Annotated in this window: 18 protein-coding genes; 1 reads left to right on the top strand and 17 read right to left on the bottom strand. The window is 62.6% G+C overall.

Annotation, left to right across the window (positions count from 1 at the left end):
* From AC1DWA_RS26270 to AC1DWA_RS26205, 14 genes are all read right to left on the bottom strand, one after another.
* On the bottom strand, positions 1-1,365 hold the full coding sequence (locus AC1DWA_RS26270; protein WP_477845925.1) for a hypothetical protein: 1,365 nt from the start codon (positions 1,363-1,365) through the stop codon (positions 1-3).
* Positions 1,362-2,000, bottom strand: coding sequence for a DUF6084 family protein (locus AC1DWA_RS26265; RefSeq protein WP_019748083.1), 639 nt, complete (start codon positions 1,998-2,000; stop codon positions 1,362-1,364). Before AC1DWA_RS26265 ends, AC1DWA_RS26270 begins: the two co-directional genes overlap by 4 nt.
* Positions 1,997-2,617: a DUF5947 family protein gene (locus AC1DWA_RS26260; RefSeq protein ID WP_020907452.1), complete on the bottom strand. Its 621-nt coding sequence runs from the start codon at positions 2,615-2,617 to the stop codon at positions 1,997-1,999. The genes AC1DWA_RS26265 and AC1DWA_RS26260 overlap by 4 nt, the downstream gene beginning before the upstream one ends.
* Before the next feature lie 19 nt (positions 2,618-2,636).
* Positions 2,637-3,539 carry a NifU family protein gene (locus tag AC1DWA_RS26255; RefSeq protein ID WP_264614428.1) on the bottom strand — a complete coding sequence of 301 codons (903 nt, stop codon included), beginning with the start codon at positions 3,537-3,539 and terminating at the stop codon, positions 2,637-2,639.
* Positions 3,540-3,542: 3 nt separating this feature from the next.
* A complete protein-coding gene (locus AC1DWA_RS26250; RefSeq protein WP_019748080.1) occupies positions 3,543-5,336 on the bottom strand; it encodes a nickel-dependent hydrogenase large subunit in 1,794 nt (597 codons plus the stop codon).
* 54 nt (positions 5,337-5,390) lie between these two features.
* Positions 5,391-6,506, bottom strand: coding sequence for an NADH-quinone oxidoreductase subunit B family protein (locus AC1DWA_RS26245; protein WP_477845924.1), 1,116 nt, complete (start codon positions 6,504-6,506; stop codon positions 5,391-5,393).
* A gap of 163 nt (positions 6,507-6,669) precedes the next feature.
* Positions 6,670-7,479 carry a hydrogenase nickel incorporation protein HypB gene (gene hypB, locus AC1DWA_RS26240; RefSeq protein ID WP_477845923.1) on the bottom strand — a complete coding sequence of 270 codons (810 nt, stop codon included), beginning with the start codon at positions 7,477-7,479 and terminating at the stop codon, positions 6,670-6,672.
* A gap of 2 nt (positions 7,480-7,481) precedes the next feature.
* Complete coding sequence (gene hypA / locus AC1DWA_RS26235; protein WP_095970748.1) at positions 7,482-7,811, bottom strand: hydrogenase maturation nickel metallochaperone HypA; 330 nt, start codon at positions 7,809-7,811, stop codon at positions 7,482-7,484.
* A 155-nt stretch (positions 7,812-7,966) separates the two neighbouring features.
* Complete coding sequence (locus AC1DWA_RS26230) at positions 7,967-9,598, bottom strand: cutinase family protein (RefSeq protein WP_477845922.1); 1,632 nt, start codon at positions 9,596-9,598, stop codon at positions 7,967-7,969.
* A 111-nt stretch (positions 9,599-9,709) separates the two neighbouring features.
* Positions 9,710-10,816, bottom strand: coding sequence for an alcohol dehydrogenase catalytic domain-containing protein (locus AC1DWA_RS26225; RefSeq protein ID WP_477845987.1), 1,107 nt, complete (start codon positions 10,814-10,816; stop codon positions 9,710-9,712).
* 28 nt (positions 10,817-10,844) lie between these two features.
* The gene (locus AC1DWA_RS26220) at positions 10,845-12,203 is read right to left on the bottom strand and encodes a M16 family metallopeptidase (RefSeq protein WP_019748074.1); all 1,359 of its coding nucleotides are present in this window, start codon (positions 12,201-12,203) and stop codon (positions 10,845-10,847) included.
* Between the two features lie 126 nt (positions 12,204-12,329).
* The gene (locus AC1DWA_RS26215) at positions 12,330-14,600 is read right to left on the bottom strand and encodes a polyribonucleotide nucleotidyltransferase (protein WP_020907444.1); all 2,271 of its coding nucleotides are present in this window, start codon (positions 14,598-14,600) and stop codon (positions 12,330-12,332) included.
* 438 nt (positions 14,601-15,038) lie between these two features.
* Positions 15,039-15,308: a 30S ribosomal protein S15 gene (gene rpsO, locus AC1DWA_RS26210; protein WP_003942254.1), complete on the bottom strand. Its 270-nt coding sequence runs from the start codon at positions 15,306-15,308 to the stop codon at positions 15,039-15,041.
* 174 nt (positions 15,309-15,482) lie between these two features.
* Positions 15,483-16,463: a bifunctional riboflavin kinase/FAD synthetase gene (locus AC1DWA_RS26205; RefSeq protein ID WP_019748071.1), complete on the bottom strand. Its 981-nt coding sequence runs from the start codon at positions 16,461-16,463 to the stop codon at positions 15,483-15,485.
* A 117-nt stretch (positions 16,464-16,580) separates the two neighbouring features.
* Here AC1DWA_RS26205 and AC1DWA_RS26200 point away from each other — a divergent pair, with 117 nt between their 5' ends.
* The gene (locus tag AC1DWA_RS26200; protein WP_019748070.1) at positions 16,581-17,327 is read left to right on the top strand and encodes a metal-dependent transcriptional regulator; all 747 of its coding nucleotides are present in this window, start codon (positions 16,581-16,583) and stop codon (positions 17,325-17,327) included.
* A 10-nt stretch (positions 17,328-17,337) separates the two neighbouring features.
* On the opposite strand, the gene AC1DWA_RS26195 is transcribed toward AC1DWA_RS26200, so the two are convergent.
* From AC1DWA_RS26195 to AC1DWA_RS26185, 3 genes are read right to left on the bottom strand one after another with little or no spacing between them, the layout of a single operon-like run.
* A complete protein-coding gene (locus AC1DWA_RS26195) occupies positions 17,338-17,814 on the bottom strand; it encodes a GNAT family N-acetyltransferase (protein ID WP_269577312.1) in 477 nt (158 codons plus the stop codon).
* Positions 17,811-18,731: a tRNA pseudouridine(55) synthase TruB gene (truB, locus tag AC1DWA_RS26190; RefSeq protein ID WP_020907442.1), complete on the bottom strand. Its 921-nt coding sequence runs from the start codon at positions 18,729-18,731 to the stop codon at positions 17,811-17,813. The genes AC1DWA_RS26195 and truB overlap by 4 nt, the downstream gene beginning before the upstream one ends.
* A 24-nt stretch (positions 18,732-18,755) precedes the next feature.
* On the bottom strand, positions 18,756-19,415 hold the full coding sequence (locus tag AC1DWA_RS26185) for a 4'-phosphopantetheinyl transferase family protein (protein WP_003942126.1): 660 nt from the start codon (positions 19,413-19,415) through the stop codon (positions 18,756-18,758).
* Positions 19,416-19,426 lie beyond the last annotated feature (11 nt).

Genomic DNA, 19,426 nt, shown 5'->3' with positions numbered 1-19,426 from the left:
TCAACTCGCGCCGTCTCGCGGCACCGGCTCTATCTCGTCCGGCGCGAAGTACAGGTAGCGGCCGTACCAGTTGTGCAGATCGGCGGCCGGGTCGTCCAAGAGCGTCACCCCAACATGAATGTCGCCGTCCACGTCTTCATGAATGGTGGCGACGTGGGCGATCCGGCCGTCGAAGAACAGGTCCTGAGCATCAGCGCGACGTGAGGGGTGAAGCCGAACCGTACTTCCACCACAGACGCGGACGCCGTTGATCAATACTGCGTCGGTGCGTGGTTGAACACTGGTGTCGGCTTCCGGCGTCCACCAGTCCACGCCGTCAGGCACCTCGGGTATCAGATCAGAACCGGCAATCGAATCTCGCAGCACGCCGTGCAGGCCGGCTAGATCGTCGGCCGTCAAGCTCTCACATCGATCGATGATGTCGGCAGCTTTCGAGTCGGTAGCCCGCGCCCGCGCCTTTTCCTCTTCGGTCATGGCGAGAATTCTCAGGGTGAGAATTTCGTCGATCTCCGTCGAGTCGAACAGGGATCCTTCGCTCTGCGGCGCAATCTCGGGAAAGTCGTACAAGATGATCGGTGACACCAGAACGGTGGGCGATGTACCGGGGTGAGTCGGATCCTCGGTCCCCGCAAGCACTGGATAACAGCGATTTTGGCGCAGCGGCTCCGCGTGATCTGGTTCGTCGAACAACGACACGAACTTCGAGCCTGCGCAGGTCAAAATGACGTGAGTGCCGAGCATCGACTGCGCCGTGGCCGTGCCCTTGTCCCTCATGTCGACGCTCGTGTCGTTCATGATGCTCACGGAGATCACCCTGCGTCTGTCCCCTGCGGAGGCGTTCAATTCCAAGCGGCCAGTCACCGGAAGCCGTGTCCGAACGACCCGTCCGACTACCCGGCCCCGAGAATCCGCCAGAGTCTCTCCGTCGACAACTCCCGCCGCACAGAAGGATTCTTCGACGCCGGCCTCGAGTTCGTCCAGACCCCACGGACCCAAGACGATCTCGGATTCGGTGGCTTCGTCCCACGAGATCGCCTCGTGCCCGTCGACTACCAACCGATCCACCGGAATCCACGCGCCGCCGGCGCCGAGTCGTTCAACCGTCCGCGACTGGTGGTGCAAAAATCTCACCGTCGCCGTTACTTCGGCGCCGTTCCGCTCGAGTTCGCCGAGCAGACATTGGGCGGACATCGACGGTTCCTCGCCGACTCCGTCACCGGCGGCGCCGGGCGGTCCGAGAACCCCGAACTGCCAACGGGATTGATTCTTCGCCGAGCCGGCCCGGTAAGGATAGAGAAGATATCCCTCGTACAGGACAGCGTCGGCCACGGCCCGAACGTCGTGATCCATCTCAGTTCGGGTCATCGGGGCACCTCGCTCGCCGTGAGCAACTGCCGCACGGCTGATTCGAGGTCCGTGAGGCCGTGCGCTGCCTTGAATCGCACGAGATCGGCAATCGTCTCATGGTCGAGGCGTACCCACCCAGAGGCCGGATAATGCGTGGCCATCAGCTGTTTCCACACGTCGACCGGCAATTCGTAGGCAGCAGATCTGTCCCACGGGATCTGCTGTACCGAGAAACCGCGCTGCCCGTCGGTGAATACGGTTCCGCTCAGTAGAACCACGATCGGAATCGTTCCGTCACGGAGTGCGTGCATGTACTTCGACGCCGTCACCGAGAAGTCGTACGTACACGCCATGGGTAAGGCCGCGACCGTTGTTTCCGTGAATCCCTGAACGACCGCGGAACACTCCATCCACAAGAAGGTTCGCAGCGTACTCGACCAACGCTCCCGCGGACCGAACAAATCGCGCAGGGCGTCGCCTTCCTCGTCGGAGTACGGCCGGCGGTGCGGTTCGATTCGAACCTGTGCGCGTAGAGCGACTGCTCGGACGGTCGCGCCGGTAGTCTCCGACATCCTCAATCTCACCGTCAGATTTGGTGTAACCGCATACGGTTCCACCTCCACGTTGTCGACCGAGAAGTCGAGGACGGTCATGCCGATCTGCTTCGCGCCTCGACGCGCCCGAAGAACTCGTCCACCGCGCGTGCGGCATCCTGGCCACCGTCGAATCCGCGCCACACGGTGCGCAGCCTGCCCACCAGCTCGTAGCAGGCGTCGATGGGAACAACGAAGCATCTCGGCGATTGTCCTGACGTGGGCACCGAGACAATCAACGCCTCGACGTCGGCCCGCATCTGCGAGAGCCCCGGATTCTCCGCGAGCACAGTCTCGAACGAGTCGATGGGCAACTCGGATTCGGTAGCTCCGGCAGGTCCCGGATAGAAGACTATGTACTTGTCGAGGAGTGAGTTCCGAAAGAAGAATGCCAGGCCGACGGGAATTTCCAGGGACTCCCACCGGCCAGGGGCGAGTTCGAAGCCTGGAAATTCGAGATACCGATCGGGAACCGCTTTGTATCGGAGATCCGCGTCGACCGGCGCAAAGAGCAGATAGCAGGGACGGCACACGCACATCAGGCTCCGGACCTGTACGTCCACGACGTGTTGGTGTTCGTCACCTATGCCCGCCGCGCACATCTCACACAGCGGCCCGGTCGGAACGGCGCGCGTCGAGGCGATTCGCGTGAGCACCTCTCCCACAGTGGTTTTCATGACCAGGCTTCGTCCACGGCTAGGTCACCGGCAACACGGAATCGTCGGCAAGCGCGACCGAGAGCACACCGTCGCGAACAAGCACCGGCAGAGGCGCCAGGTGCTCGGAGCCGGTGCCGACCCGCGCACCCGCTCCGTACACGCTGAAGTGGGCAGAGCACGTCGGACAGGTAAGGACAGCGGCGTCTCGGACAGGAAGGCCCATCATGCGTTCGAGCACAGCCCCCGCCATCGAATGGTCACATACGGGGCAATGGTCGCGATACGCGTACAGATCGTCACCGGAGCGGCAGACCAACAGATCGGTATCCGATACCCGGAAACCCGCGACCTCACCCGCGTCGACTTCGGCAAATTCGGGGACCTCCACCCAGTGCGCGCCTCCCCCGTCGGCGTGTACGTGCGAGAACAGGGACTCGACCGAGATCACACCCGACTTCAGCTCGTGCGAATCCGGTGTTTCGACGTCGATTCCGGTGGTCTCGGGTGCCGCCGCCTGCACCGCGTCCTGGACCGCGGTTTCGAGGGTCACCGACGACGAAGGGCAACTGTTACAGCTTCCGAGAAGCCGTAGCCGCACCACGCCGTCCGCCACCTCGATCAGTTCGACGTCCCCGCCGTGCGAGCCGAGGTACGGACGCACGCTGTCGAGCGCAGTGCGTACGCGGGTCTCGACGTCGTGCGGGTGAAGTCCGTGCACCAGTAGGAGGCTCGACACCAGATCGTCGCGAACCATCGCATCCATCATGGCCGGATCCGCCAGTGCGACGGTGCGTTCGAGTGCGGCGCCGTACAACTGCACGACCTCGCGGACCAGTTGCTCGGCGCGATCCCTGGCCACCGGGCCTGCACCGGCATTGGCCTGTAACAACGTCTCGATGCGCTCACCTGCTCCGCGCCAGTAGTCGGCCGATTGCTCCATCGATCACTCCCCGGTCACGGACTGCGTCGGAGAGTGCAACTTCTCCAGGGTCTTACCGCCGCCGAGATACATGTGAACACCACACGGCAGACAGGGATCGAAACTACGCACGGTCCGCATGATGTCGATGCCCTTGAAGTGGTCTCGATCGTTCTCCTCGAAGATCGGCTGACCCTGCACGGCATCCTCGTACGGACCGGGGGTTCCGTAGCTGTCGCGCGGGCTCGCATTCCACGGGGTCGGTGGGTACGGGTGATAGTTCGCGATCTTGCCGTCACGAATCACCATGTGATGTGAGAGAACTCCGCGGACGGCTTCGGTGAATCCGCAACCGATTCCCTCGTCCGGAACCTCGAACGACTCCCACGTCTTGGTACGGCCTGCCCGGATCTCGACAAGCGCCTTCTCTGCGAAGTGAAGGGCAGCCGCTGCTGCGTATGCCTGGAAATACGTTCGCGCACGGTTCCTTTCGAGAGTATTGCTGCCATGCTCTGGAATCTTCCACTCGAGCGAGACAGGACCCTTCAGTGCTGTTTTCGGAAGATTGATCTTCACACTGTGTCCGGTCGACTCCAGGTATCCGATGTCGACCAGGCCGGCAAGAGCGGTGCTCCACAGACGAGCCAATGCTCCCCCGCCGGTATCCAGAGCGAGGTTGTCTTTTCCGTCGAACCATCGCGGTGACATGACCCAGCTGTACTTGTCCTCGAGGTTCCGCTTCTGCGGGTGAGGGTTGGTGTGTTGATTCCACGGGTGCCGGCGATCGACCGGGTTACCCAGCGGATCGGTCTTGACGAACATCTCCTGATCACTCCAGTCCTCGTAATACGAGGACCCCAGCATGATTCGGATACCGAGGTTGATGTCCACCAGATCCGTGGTGACCAACTTTCCGTCGACAACCACACCGGGAGTGACAAACATCTTCCGGCCCCAGTCGGTCATGTCCTTGTACGAGAAATTGCAGTACTCGGGGTCTTGGAACGATCCCCAACAACCCAGCAGGGTCCGCCGCAGGCCAACCTTCTCGTAACCAGGCAGCGCCTGGTAGAAGAAGTCGAACAGGTCGTCGTGCATCGGCACGACCTTCTTCATGAATTCGACGTACCGCATCAGCCGCGACATGTAGTCCGTCATCAGTTCGATCGTCGCGACGGTGCCGACGCCGCCGGGATAGAGCGTCGACGGGTGGACGTGCCTACCCTCCATCAAGCAGAACATTTCGCGAGTCGAACGCGAGACTTGCAACGCTTCGCGATAGAACTCACCCGTGAACGGATTGAGAGTCCGCATGATGTCCGCGATCGTGCGATAACCGTGCTGCTCCTCGTGCGGGCAGCGCGTGTTCTCTGCCTGCGCCAGCACACCGGGATTCGTCTCGGAGACCATCTTCTCGCAGTAGTCGACTGCGACCAGATTCTCTTGAAAAATGTTGTGGTCGAACATGTACTCGGCGGCCTCGCCGAGATTGACGATCCACTCGCCCAGATGCGGCGGCTTGACGCCGTACGCCATGTTTTGTGCGTAGCACGAGCATGTGGCGTGATTGTCACCGCAGATGCCGCAGATACGACTGGTGATGAAATGCGCGTCGCGCGGGTCCTTCCCCTTCATAAACAGGGAATACCCACGAAAGATCGACGACGTGCTGTGGCACTCCACCACTTCGCGATTGGCGAAGTCGATCTTGGTGTAGATACCCAGACTGCCGACGATTCGGGTGATGGGGTCCCACGCCATCTCGACAAGACCGTCGCGGTCCGCAGTCGAGGTGGGTTCGGGAACGATGGCCGTCATTGCAGTGCCTCCCAGAGACGTTGCTCACGAACTGATTTGAAGGTATCCGGTCGGTCACCACGTACGCGTCGCACCGGTGAGCAACTTCGACCCGCGCTCGCGCCAGTGCGGTTCCTTGTCCAACGTGTGACCGGTGATCCGGCGCAGACTGTGGATCACGGACCCGTACATTCCCACCGCATTGGTGGAGAGTTTGCCGCCAGGTGGTTCATCCATGAACGGCATGAATTTGTCCGGGAATCCCGGCATCGTGCAGCCGATGCAGATCCCGCCGACATTAGGGCACCCGCCGACTCCGTTTATCCAACCACGTTTGGGGACATTGCATTTCACGACCGGTCCCCAACATCCCAGCTTGACGATGCACTTCGGCGACCCGTACTCCGTCGCGAACTCGCCCTGCTCGTAGTACCCGCCACGGTCACAGCCCTCGTGAACGGTGGCACCGAAAAGCCACTGCGGGCGGAGGGATTCGTCCAAGGGAATCATCGGCGCCTGATCAGTGGCCATGTACAGAAGATAGGTCAGGGTCTCGGAGAGGTTGTCCGGCTGAATGGGACACCCGGGAACGCACACGATCGGGATGCCCGCCTTCGATTTCCAGGTCCACCCGAGATAGTCCGGCACGCCCATCGCACCGGTCGGATTGCCGGCCATCGCATGTATGCCGCCGTAGGTTGCGCACGTGCCGACCGCAACTACCGCAGTGGCTTTCGATGCCAGCTTGTCGAGCCATTCGCTCGTGGTGACCGGTTGGCCGGTTTCGCGATTGTTTCCGAAACCACACCAGTACCCCTCGTCGTGAAGTTTCTCGTTCGGTATAGATCCTTCGACAACAAGAACAAAGGGTTCCAATTCTCCCCGGTCGGCTTTCCAGAACCATTCCAGGAAATCGTCAGCGCCGCCCTGCGGTCCACATTCGAAGTCGATGAGCGGCCAATGAACCGCCACCTGAGGCAGGCCGGGCAACGCACCGAGCGCGATCTCCTCGATACTGGGTTGCGTGGCCGCGGTGAGCGCCACCGAATCACCGTCGCAACTGAGACCGGCATTGATCCACAGCACGTGGATCAGAGTTTCTTCCGCTTTGGCCGCTGCGCTTTCGGGGGTAGCTGCGCTTTCGGAGGCAGGTTCCGCCGTGGTGCCAGCAGTCGATTTTTGTGTGTCCATGTCAGCCGCTTTCACGGGTGCACTTGCGCCTGATTCTCGGCGCCGCTACTGCCTGACACGCTATGGCCTCAAATTGCTGCGGCACCGAAACGCTGACGCCACCGGAGTCGAACCTCGGCCCACTTGCGTGGCACCCACTCATTTCATTAACTACCCGAGCAGATCAGTTGTCAACGGCCACCGGAGAAATCGCCGAACGACTACCGATCCACTCGTACCACTCGTCCATGCCTTCACCTGTCGTGGCCGATAGAACAACAACGCGCACAGCAGGATTGAGGATTTTCGCTTGCGCGACACAGGCATCGACGTCGAACTCGACGTACGGGAGCAAGTCGATCTTGTTGATCACCACGAGGTCCGCGACGGCAAAGATGTGCGGGTATTTTTTCGGCTTGTCGACCCCCTCCGGCGTCGAAATTAGGACAACCTTGCCTTCCTCGCCCAGGTCGAAGAGCGCGGGGCACACCAGGTTTCCTACGTTTTCGATCAGAAGCAGCGACTCGTCCGCGGGGTCCAAGGCGTGCAGCGCGCGATCGATCATCTCGGCATCGAGGTGACAGCCCGCCCCCGTGTTGACCTGGACCACTGACGCGCCGGCCTCACGAATCCGCTCGGCGTCGAGCCGGGTTTCCTGGTCACCTTCGATCACGGCAATCGGTCGTTGTCGTCCTAGTTCCCGGATCGTTCGCGCCAGCAATGTGGTCTTACCCGCGCCGGGCGAACTCATGATGTTGAGCGCCGTGATTCCGCGGCCCCGCATCCACTCACGATTGTGAACCGCAATGCGGTCGTTCTTGGCAAGCACCTGCTGCTCGAGAATTACAGTGTGGTCGGAGTGACCGTGCCCATGGTCGTGGTCGTGGTCGTGGTGGTGACCGTGCCCATGGCTGTCGTCCTGCTCGTGTTCTCCGCCGGCGACGACCGACACCCGAGGTCCCGTGGCGTCCCCGCACCCACACGTCGCGCACATGCTCAGCTCACTTCCATCGACAGGATCCGCAACTCGCGGCCGGCAAGCACCTCGACATCAGCACTGCCGCACCCACACAACAAGAACATGTCGGGCGGCGAGAAAGTCACGCCACAGCTTTTGCATCGCGCGCTGGTTGCAATCTGATCGATGTGCAAGCTGGCACCCTCGGCGTGAGTACCCGCCGTGACAACGTCGAAGCAGAACAGCAGAGAGTGTGGAACCACCGCGCATAGTTGCCCTACTTCCAGCCGCACGCTCGATACTCGTCGCTCGCCGGCACGCTCGCACACGGCTTCGACCACACTCTGCGCAATAGACAGCTCGTGCACGGTGAAACCCACGATTCGTGATCCGGAAACCTCCCTTCCACGATAAGCACCAACCGTCGCCGTACGTAACCCGTACATCCAAAACAGGCTGCGATCCGCAACTACTTGCGGATCGCAGCCTGTGACAGCGTTTTTGACGAACGGAAACGTCTCGGCTAGCCGGCCGCAGCCTGTGTCGTTGTTGTTGTTGATGTTGTCGTTGTCGTGGTCGCGGCGGGCGGTTCACTCGACGCGACTGAAGTCGACGGCGCCACGGTTGAAGTCACACTCGGCGTCGCGGCCGGCGCAACGGATGTCGTCGTCGGAGCCCCGGGTGCCGGTGCTGCAGATTCCGAACCTGCGGGTGCGGGTTGTACCGCTTCGCCCGTGGTTGTGGTGGGCTTGGCCGAGTCGGTAACCGAAGGCGAAGCAGCCAAGGCGTCGATGGCATCCGCCATCTCTTCGGCGGTCGGCTTCGCCAACGAATCGACCGGCTTGCCGTCCTGCGCCTGCTTGGCCAGATAGGTCAGCCACGCCGCTGCGTACTCCGCTGATGTCAGGGGCTTGCCGTTTGCAGCATCCGAATCGCGCCAGTAGTCGAAGTGGTGACCGACATCCGGGCCCAAGGTCAGGCCGTACGGATCGTTCATGACTACGGGGATGGTGTTCTGGTTCGTGGCGATGAGGCCGACGATTTCCTTGAACAGCTTCTGCGGCAGGTACGCCAACGGCGACACTTCCTCAGTGGAAACCGAGTCCTTTGCGACCGGCGTCGTGGTGGCCTCGCTCGGCTTGTACGCCGGGTCGGAGACCTTCAGCAAGACATCGAGGAAGGTTTCGTCGCTCTGCATCCAGGTGGGATTGCTCGAGATGTCGTTGAAGGCGTCGAACATCACGCGTCCCATCACGACCGCGATGTCCATGCCGGTGGCGGGCGTCAGATTCTGCGCTTGCAACTGGTCGACGTTGAGCTGCCGACCGACGTTTGCCGCCAGAATCAGGAGTGAAATGTTCTCGGGAGCTGCGCAGGTGAGGTCGCCGTCAGAGCAGAACGACGCAATCTTGCCGTTCAGGGCCCCGAAATCTCCGCTGGTGCCTGGAAGTGCCCCGGATCCGGAAGCGGTGTTCTTTCCGTTCTGATATTGCTGGTTGAAACCGTTCGGGTTCGCGTACGGGTTCTCGGCGCCGGGGAACGGCCCCTCGCCCGCGAGTCGACCAGCGTCGGCGAAGATGACCACACCGACGACGTTGTCCGGATTGATGCCGGAGGTGCTCGACTCCGAGCCGATGTCCATCGCGACGCGGCGCACTACGTCAGCGCCTTCGCTGTAGCCGACAATCGAGAACTTCGTGTTCGGGCAGGCCGCGCTGATTGCCTTCATCACAGCGCGGGTGTTGTCCGCGCCCGTCGTCACGGCCTCTTCGTAACTGTCCATGTTTGCGGGATACGCGATGTAGACGGAGGCGTACGAGCCGTCCTTGACCGAACCGGCTGGTGCCTTGAGTACCGGGTCGACCCAGTGGCTGCTGTAGTCGTCTGTGAGCGCCGCGGGGAGGAGTGTCGTTCCATCCGCACCGACGAGCATCTTCGTTGTGCCCTCGACCGGCGTGTCTCCGCGACCGGCAACACCGATCCCGACCGTGTCGTGGCACTCGGTGACAGACGCGGTCAACTCGGTCTCGATCGTCTGCGATTGCGGAGAATCCACGGCAACTGCGACCGCCACCAACGCGGCCACGCCGAGCGCTGCGGGCGCTACTGCACCCGCCAGTATTCGATGTCGCGAAAAGAACCCACGAACCGGCATATCTTCTCCCCAATCAACTTTTGGAAAACGTACGACCGACCCCCGGGGCGTCACGCAACGTCATTCGAGTAGTCGTCCAGTATGAGAGAAGCGTTACAGGAGGTAACGATTTCAGTCGAAAATAATGACCTGTCGGATTGCTCTTCCGTCCGCAAGTTCGTCCATGCCGGAATTGATGTCGTCCAACTCGATTCGCGAGGAGATGAGCTTCTCGACCGGTAGCTTCCCGTCCCGCCACAATTGCGCGTAGATCGGGATGTCGCGGGCGGGGACCGCGGATCCGAGGTAACTGCCGATGATGGTCCGCGCTTCGGCCACCAGCCCGAGCGGCGAGATCGACGAGCGCGCATCAGGCGCAGGCAACCCGACCGTGACGGTCGTGCCACCAGCTGCCGTCGCAGCCACGGCTGTCTCGAACGCCCGAGCATTTCCCGCAGCTTCGACGACGATGTCTGCGCGAACGCCACTCTCGGACAGGCCGGACGGTGTGAAGACCTCGGTCGCGCCCAGTTCCAGTGCCTGAGCCAGCTTGGACTCCAGTGCGTCGACGCCGATGACGTTCTCGACCCCGAGTGCCCGCGCCGTCAGGATTGCGGCCATCCCGACGCCGCCCAAGCCGACCACCATCACAGTGTCCGCCGGGCGAGGCTTGGCCGCGTTGAGTAGCGCTCCCCCGCCGGTCAACACCGCGCAGCCGAGTACGGCTGCAATCTCGGCCGGAATATCGTCTTCGACGGCAACTACGGACTTGGCGTTGACCACCGCATGCGTCGCGAAACCCGAAACGCCGAGATGATGTTTGACGCTCTCGCCGGAGCGCCGCAGTCGTTGCGCGCCACCGAGCAAACTGCCGTCGTTGTTGGCGGCGCTACCCACCGTGCACGGCATCCGGCCGTCAGTGGCGCATCCCGCGCACTCGCCACACCGCGGAAGAAAAGTCATCACGACGCGGGTGCCCACCGACAACGAATCAACGCCGTCGCCGAGTTCGACGATTCGACCAGCTGCCTCGTGGCCCAGCAACATCGGCACGGGGCGAACGCGATTCCCGTCGACCACGGAGAGGTCGGAGTGACAAAGCCCGGCAGCTTCGATCTTGACGAGGATCTCACCCGGGCCCGGGGATTCGAGGTCGAGTTCCGAAATCGAAATCGGAGTCGACTCCGCAAAGGGACGCTCCCGGCCGATCTCTTCGAGCACTGCACCACGGATCTTCAACTGCACACCCCGATTTCGATAGTTCGAACTACTTGCCCACGATCCCGCGTACCGACGCGGGAAGGTCACGAACCCGCTTGTACGGGCCGACGACGGCGGCCGCAAACGGCCTGGTCAAGAGCACCTGCGCCACCTCGAGCACCTCTTCGGAGGTAACCGCGTCGATGGTCGCGAGCGTCTGCGCAACACTGCGATGGTTGCCGTAATTGAGTTCACTGCGACCGATACGGTTCATGCGTGAACCTGAATCTTCCAGTGCCAGAACCAATCCGCCGCGCAGCGATCCCTTGGCGCGGGCGATCTCGGCATCGGTGATGCCGTCCGTCGCCACGTTCGCAAGTACCTCGCGGATCACTGTGGCAACCTCCCCGAGGTTCTCCGGCTGGCAACCCGCGTACACGGAGAACGCTCCGGTGTCCGCGAAGGTGTCTACACCGGAATAGACGGAGTACGCAAGCCCACGCTTCTCGCGAATCTCTTGGAACAGACGAGAACTCAGCCCGCCGCCCACTGCGGCGTTGAGAACCGACAGAGCCCAGCGATGACCCTCGTGCCGACCGAACGCGCGTACCCCGAGCGCAAGGTGGACCTGCTCGCTGTCGCGGTGGGTCAAGCTCAGTTCAGGCATCGTTCGCAAACGCAGAGTGCCTTCGCGCCGCGGCGCCGGCTTGACTCCACGCTCGAGATGCCCGGCGAAGGCGCGGCGAGCCAGCGTCACAACCTGCTTGTGGTCGACGTTCCCCGCTACTGCCAGCACCATCCGCTGCGGCGTGTAACGCCGAACATGGAAGGAATGCAACTGATTGCGCGACATCGACTCGATCGATTCGACGCTACCGATGATGGGACGACCGACAGGATGATCTCCGAACAACGCGGTCAGGAAGGCGTCGCCGAGCAGGTCTTCCGGATCGTCGTCTCGCATCGCGATCTCTTCGAGCACTACTTGCCGCTCGACGTCGACATCCGCAGTTCTGCAGCGCCCACGCAGTACGACGTCGGCAACAAGGTCCACCGCCATCGGGAGGTCCTCGTCGATCACGTGCGCGTAGAAACAGGTGTGTTCCTTCGACGTGAATGCATTGAGTTCGCCGCCCACACCATCCATGACCTGCGCGATGTCCAACGCGGTCCGTGACGGCGTCGACTTGAACAACAGATGCTCGAGAAAATGCGCGGCACCGGCCACACTCGGCTGCTCGTCGCGGGAACCGACTCCGACCCACACGCCGACGGAGGCGGAACGCACACCGGGGATGAATTCGGTGACGACGCGCAGGCCGCCGGGCAGGACCGTGCGCTGCACTCCCGATTCAGGAGTCGCATCGATCGGCGATTTCAGCACAGCGCTGCGGCTGCGCGTGGTGTTGGGAGTGGTCTTTGCCATGAAAAGGTTCAGCAGTCCTCGGTGCAAGTGTTGAATCAGGTATCTACAGGCTCGTGTCTACAGACAGTACAGATGCGGCCCCGCACGGAAATCCGCGCGGGGCCGCATCAGAGTACGAAGTGAGATCTACTCGGAAGCAGCCTCGTCGGCGGCCGGAGCGGCAGCCTCGTCGTTGCCCTCTTCGACCGGGATCAGCGAGATCTTGCCACGTGCATCGATGTCGGCGATCTCGACGCGGATCTTGGATCCGACGTTGACCACGTCTTCGACCTTGGCAATGCGCTTACCGCTGCCCAGCTTCGAGATGTGCACCAGTCCGTCGCGTCCCGGCAGGAGCGAAACGAAGGCACCGAAGGCGGTGGTCTTGACGACCGTGCCCAGGAACCGCTCGCCGACCTTGGGGAGCTGCGGGTTGGCAATGGCGTTGATCATGTCGATCGCGGCCTGTGCAGACGGTCCATCGGTGGCGCCGACGAACACGGTGCCGTCGTCTTCGATGGAGATGTTGGCACCGGTCTGCTCGGTGATGGAGTTGATCATCTTGCCCTTGGGGCCGATGACCTCACCGATCTTGTCGACGGGGACCTTGATGGCCGTCACGCGGGGAGCGAACGGGCTCATCTCGTCCGGGGTGTCGATGGCTTCCGCCATGACCTCGAGGATCGTGGTCCGTGCATCCTTCGCCTGCGAGAGTGCACCGGCAAGAACCTGCGACGGGATGCCGTCGAGCTTCGTGTCCAGCTGCAGGGCCGTGACGAAGTCCTTGGTGCCTGCGACCTTGAAGTCCATGTCGCCGAAGGCGTCTTCGGCGCCGAGGATGTCGGTCAGAGCGACGTAGCGGGTTTCACCGTCGACCTGGTCGGAGACCAGACCCATGGCGATACCGGCAACCGGAGCGCGAAGCGGCACACCGGCGTTGAGCAGTGCGAGCGTGGACGCGCACACCGAGCCCATCGAGGTGGAACCGTTGGAGCTCAGGGCCTCGGAGACCTGGCGAATCGCGTAAGGGAACTCTTCGACGCTGGGCAGAACAGGCATGAGAGCGCGCTCGGCGAGTGCACCGTGACCGATTTCGCGACGCTTCGGCGAACCGACGCGACCCGTCTCACCGGTGGAGTACGGCGGGAAGTTGTAATGATGCATGTAGCGCTTGGTGGTCTCGGGACCGAGCGAGTCGACCTGCTGAGCCATCTTGACCATGTCGAGAGTGGTGACACCCAGGATCTGGGTCTCGCCGCGCTCGAACAGCGCGGAGCCGTGTGCGCGCGGGATGATCGCGACCTCGGCGGACAGCGAACGGATGTCCGTGACGCCGCGGCCGTCGATGCGGAACTGATCGCGCAGGATGCGCTGGCGAACCAGCTTCTTGGTGAGCGAGCGGAACGCTGCTCCCAGTTCCTTCTCGCGGCCTTCGAAGTTGGGTGCAACCTGCTCGAGAACCTCGACCTTGACCTCGTCGGTCTTGTCGTCGCGTTCCTGCTTGCCGGCGATTGTCAGTGCGGCATTGAGCTTTTCGGACGCAGCAGCCTCGACGGCAGCAAAAACGTCGTCCTGGTACGCCGGGAAGACGGGGTAGTCACCCGTGGGCTTTGCAGCCTTGGATGCCAGTGCTGCCTGCGCAGCACACAGGCGTGCGATGAACGGCTTGGCGGCCTCGAGGCCCTCGGCGACGATTGCCTCGGTCGGTGCCTGAGCGCCGTCGGCGATCTTCGCGATGACGTTGTCGGTGGCCTCGGCCTCGACCATCATGATCGCTACGTCGGCATTGTCACCGCTGCCGGACACGACGCGGCCGGCTACGACCATGTCGAAGACGGCGTTCTCGAGCTGATCGACCGTCGGGAATGCAACCCACTGGCCGGCCTTGTTGTCCTCGGAGACGATGAGTGCAACACGCACGCCACCGACGGGTCCGGAGAACGGCAGGCCCGCGATCTGCGTCGACGCGGAAGCGGCGTTGATGGCCACGACGTCGTACAGATCCTGCGGGTTGAGGCTCATGACCGTGACGACGACCTGGATCTCGTTACGGAGACCGTCGACGAAGGACGGGCGCAGCGGCCGGTCGATGAGGCGGCAGGTCAGGATCGCGTCGGTGGAGGGGCGTCCCTCACGACGGAAGAACGAACCGGGGATGCGGCCCGCTGCGTACATACGCTCTTCGACGTCCACCGTCAGGGGGAAGAAGTCGAAGTGCTCCTTGGGGTGCTTGCTGGCGCTCGTGGCGGACAGCAGCATGGTCTCGTCGTCCAGGTAAGCAACGACGGCGCCGGCGGCCTGCTGAGCAAGGCGTCCGGTCTCGAAACGGATGGTGCGGGTACCGAAGGACCCGTTGTCGATCACGGCGGTGGATTCGAACACGCCTTCGTCGACCTCTACTACGGAATTCTCTGTCATTCTTTTCTCTTCACTTCCCTCTCGTCTTCGCCGTACCCGCGCGGGCGTTTCCACCCTCCTGGTGGAAACTGCGCACCGAGGGACGTCCCCCTCTTGAATTGCAGACGCTCCTTGCGATGCGAGCGATTTCTGCTTCGGGACGTCACGACGTTCGGGCGGCCGTCGATCGAAGTCCGCCGGAGCTTTCGGGCACTTGCCCGGTCCGGAGAACCACTACCGACAACCGACACCACGTTCTCTGGTGCATACGGTGTGCTGGCTGCGCACTGCACAACTGTGCGTAGACAACTGTGCATAGCGCCGACAGCGGAAACTGCCTTGCGGCAGCTAACGCCGAAAGCCAGCGAAGCCCAGTATATGCGTGGCTTCGCCGGCTAACGGAGTGTTCGGCAAACCGAAGCGTGCCGTGTTGCTTTCGATCAGCGTCGTGAGAAAAATCTAGCGACGCAGGCCGAGACGCTCGATGAGCGTGCGGTAGCGAGCGACGTCAGTCTTTGCCACGTACTTCAGCAGACGACGACGGCGACCGACCATCAAGAGCAGTCCACGACGCGAGTGGTGGTCATGCTTGTGGGTCTTGAGGTGCTCGGTGAGATCGGTGATGCGCTTGGTGAGCATTGCCACCTGAGCTTCAGGCGATCCCGTGTCGGTCTCGTGCAAGCCGTACTCGCCGAGAACGACCTTCTTTTCTTCCGTGGTCAATGCCACTTGATTCACTCCTGTGATGACGTTTGCGTGAAAGGAACTAGATCGGGCGCGGCCACCGCAAACCGCAGCACGCACCGAGAGAAGATCCTACCAGCAGCAATGAGGCGCTTTCGCCCACCTGGAGCGAATGTGGCCGCCGCCACTAGTGCAGGACGAGCTCAACCCACTCTGCGCTCAACCCACGCTGCGCTCTGCATCCTCACTCAGGATTTGGCGTGCGCGTTCGACGTCTCGGTTCATCGCCGTGATGAGCGACTCGATCGAGTCGAACTTCTCCATGCCCCGAATCCGCGAAACCAGGTCGACAGCGACGTGTTGTCCGTACAGGTCTGCTTCGGTGTCGAGAACGTACGCCTCGACGGTTCGGGTCCGGCCGGAGAAGGTCGGGTTGGTCCCCACAGACACTGCGGCTTGGTATCGACGACCGGGAACGACAGTTCCGAGTTCCTCGCCGGCGCCGAGCACCGTGAACCACGCTGCGTAGACGCCGTCGGCCGGAATCGCCGAAAACATCGGCGGTGCAACATTGGCCGTCGGGAATCCCAACTCGCGTCCACGCTTGTCACCGTGGACGACCACACCTTCGACACGATGTGGACGGCCGAGAGCTTCGGTAGCCGCTTCCATGTCGCCTGCGTCGACGCACGAGCGGATGTAGGTCGACGAGAACGTCACCGCATGCTCGGCGAGCAACTGGACGCCATCGACCGCAAAGCCGAAGCGAGCGCCCATCTCACGAAGAAGATCGACATTGCCGAGCGCCTTCTTGCCGAAGGTGAAGTTGTCCCCCACCACCACCTCGGCGACATGCAGACGTTCGACGAGAATTTCGTGGACGTAGCGCTCCGGCGTCAGCTTCATGAAATCAGCGGTGAACGGCATCACGCAGAACACGTCGATGCCCAGATCCTGAGCCAATTCCGCACGCCGTTGCAGCGTCGTCAACTGGGCTGGATGACTACCCGGCCGCACAACCTCCATGGGATGCGGGTCAAACGTCATCAACACGCTCGGAACACCACGTTTGCGCGCAGCGGTAACCGCTCTCGCTATCAATTGGGCATGCCCACGATGCACACCGTCGAACACACCGATAGTGAGCACACAACGACCCCAATCGGCCGGAACTTCGTCGAGACCACGCCATCTCAGCACGATTGGCAGCCTACGGGTCCACCGGCGGCGGGTCACGTTCGGACCCGCCCAGCGAATCACCGCTGTGCTGCCGCTCACGTACGGAAGTTCCGGATTTCGTAGCCTAAGCTAAGCGTTGTGGCAGCTCACAAGACCGGAACCTCGGAAGCATCATCGACGTCGGATGGCGACAGCACTTCGGCGCACGGCGCGGCAATCGACACGCTCGCACTCTCGTCGGTGGCTCAGGACTACCTCAAGGTCATTTGGACGATCCAGGAGTGGTCCCACGAGCGGGTATCCACCAAGCTCCTGTCCGAGAAGATGAACGTCTCGGCTTCGACGGTGTCCGAGGCGATCCGCAAACTCTCGGACCAGGGCCTCGTCGATCACGCCCGCTACGGTTCCATCGCTCTGACGGACAGCGGCCGCGCGGCTGCTGTGTCCATGGTCCGTCGCCACCGGTTGATCGAGACCTATCTGGTTCAGGAACTCGGCTACGGCTGGGACGAAGTCCACGACGAAGCCGAAGTCCTCGAACACGCCGTTTCCGATCTGATGATCTCACGGATGGACGCCAAACTGGGCTTCCCCGAACGTGACCCGCACGGCGATCCCATTCCCGCCACCGATGGTTCGGTGCCGACTCCCCCGGCCCGTCAGCTCAGCGACTTCGCCAACGGCGAGCGGGGCCGCGTTGCCCGGATCTCCGATTCCGATCCCGAAATGCTTCGGTACTTCGATTCCGTCGGCGTCAGTCTCGATGTCGACATCACTGTCGAAGAACGCCGTGATTTCGCCGGAACAGTGTCCGTTCGACTCGGCGACAGCCCCGACACCATCGACCTGGGAAGCCCAGTCGCTCAAGCAATTTGGCTCGTGTAGTCGAGGTCGCTCAGAGCGGCAGACGGTATCGCCGTTCCACGGGCCGGACTCCGTCGGTCCGGGTCCAGTCGGCGAGCCTCTCGTCGACGTACACCCAACCTCGACGCTCGTACAGCGCGATCGCCGGCAAAGCGTCCTCGACGACGTCGAGCACCAGTTCCAACTGACTTTCGGCTGCGAAATCCGTGACAGCGTCGAGTAGCGCACCGCTGAGGCCGTTTCCGCGCGCATGGGGATGAACGAACAATCGCGACACGGCTATCGATCCCGCGGTGGTGGGCGCGCCTGCAACCTCGCGGTCGACGGCCACATGACCGACAACACGGCCGTCGCTCTCACCGACCCACGCCTTCACCACCGTGGGCGAACTGAGCCAGCGGTGCGGGTTCTGCGGCCACATGTTCGGATATCCGTCGCACTCGTGGACCTGTGCCAGCGCATCGACGCAACCGTCGAGGTCGCCGTCGACACGCTCGCGGACGATCACCCGCGAAGCGTCGCCGGTCGCACGACCATCACCGAACTGGCGCGTCGACCCTTCTCCTGCAGAAGCGCAATCGTGTGACCGGTGGGATCGATCGCCGCACAGATCCCCTTCATCCCGATCGGCTCGAGCCAGCGCCCCTGGCTGATCGCCTCGGCTTCCTCCGCCGTGATCTGCCGATGCGGAAAAGCCGTCTGCGCGGCCTGATCGATGTCGAGGCTCACACCCGGCTGATCCGCGAGATCTTCGAGCGTGCGCGCATGTTCGAGAGTGAACGGCCCGACGCGGGTGCGGCGCAATGCCGTCAAATGACCGCCGACGCCCAATTCACGACCGAGGTCGCGTGCAAGCGAGCGGATGTATGTTCCGGAAGAGCACTCAACGTCTACATCCAGATCGACGAAGCCACCCGGGACATCTCGCCGAGCCAGAACTTCGAAAGTCGACACCGTTACCGGGCGCGGCGCCAGCTCGACGGTTTCTCCCGCACGCACCAGGGCATGTGCGCGTTGACCGTCGACCTTGATAGCGCTCACGCTTGCCGGGATCTGCTTGATGTCTCCGGTCAGCGTTGCCACGATCGCCGCGATCTCCGCGTCCGTCACCTGCGAAGCGTCTGCGGAAGTCAGGACCTCACCTTCGGCATCGTCCGTGTCCGTCGCTGCACCGAGGCGAATGGTCGCCGAGTACGCCTTGGTTGTCAGTGCCAGGAGTCCGAGCAACTTGGTCGCACGCTCGACGCCGAGAACGAGGACGCCGGTCGCCATGGGATCAAGAGTCCCGGCATGTCCCACCTTGCGGGTGTTCAACAACTTGCGGCATCGCGCGACCACGTCGTGGCTGGTGATGCCCGCCTCTTTGTCGACAATCAGGATTCCGGCGCCGACAAGACCGGAGGAAGGCTTTTCACGAGCTGACACGTGTGCCGATTCTGCCAGTCGTGCTCACTGCACCGAAATTGCCGTCAGAATGAGCCCGTCCGACACCAACCACCTGCCGTCGAAAGAGGTGAGCGGCGGACCAGACGTCGCCTCACCGGGGACCAGCAGACGCGAGTTGAAAGTTCCGGAAGTTTCCGACTCCGCCTCGAATGTGATGTGGGCGTCCTCGAAACCCAACCAGCGCCCGGTGAGCGGAAACCACGCCTTGTACGTGGCTTCCTTCGCGCAGAAGAGCACTCGATCCCAGTGCACCGGACCGCCGGTTTCCTGAGTGTCCAGCCACGTTCGTTCCGCTTCGATGCTGACCGCGGGCAATACCCCGTCCGGCAGCGGGCCGTGCGGCTCGGCGTCGATACCGAGTGAGCGGACCTGCATGGAGTACGCCAGGACAGCGCCGCGGTAGCCGTCGCAATGGGCGAGGCTTCCGACTACTCCCTGCGGCCAGAGTGGGGCACCACGCTCGCCGCGCATGACAGCGGCAGACGGAACACCGAGCTTGCCCATCGCCTGACGCGCGAGGTGCCGGGTAGTCACGAACTCGCGACGGCGCTTCTCGACCGCGCGGCCGATCAACGCCTCCTCACTGGGGTGCGGAACCAGACCGGGCGGATCCACGAAGGCCTCGGCCGTCGCAACTCCACCGGGAAGAATCTGTTCGATCACGTAGCGATACC

The organism is Rhodococcus sp. P4_F3_2, assembly GCF_056401335.1.
This window is presented reverse-complemented; position numbering and strand designations above follow the sequence as displayed.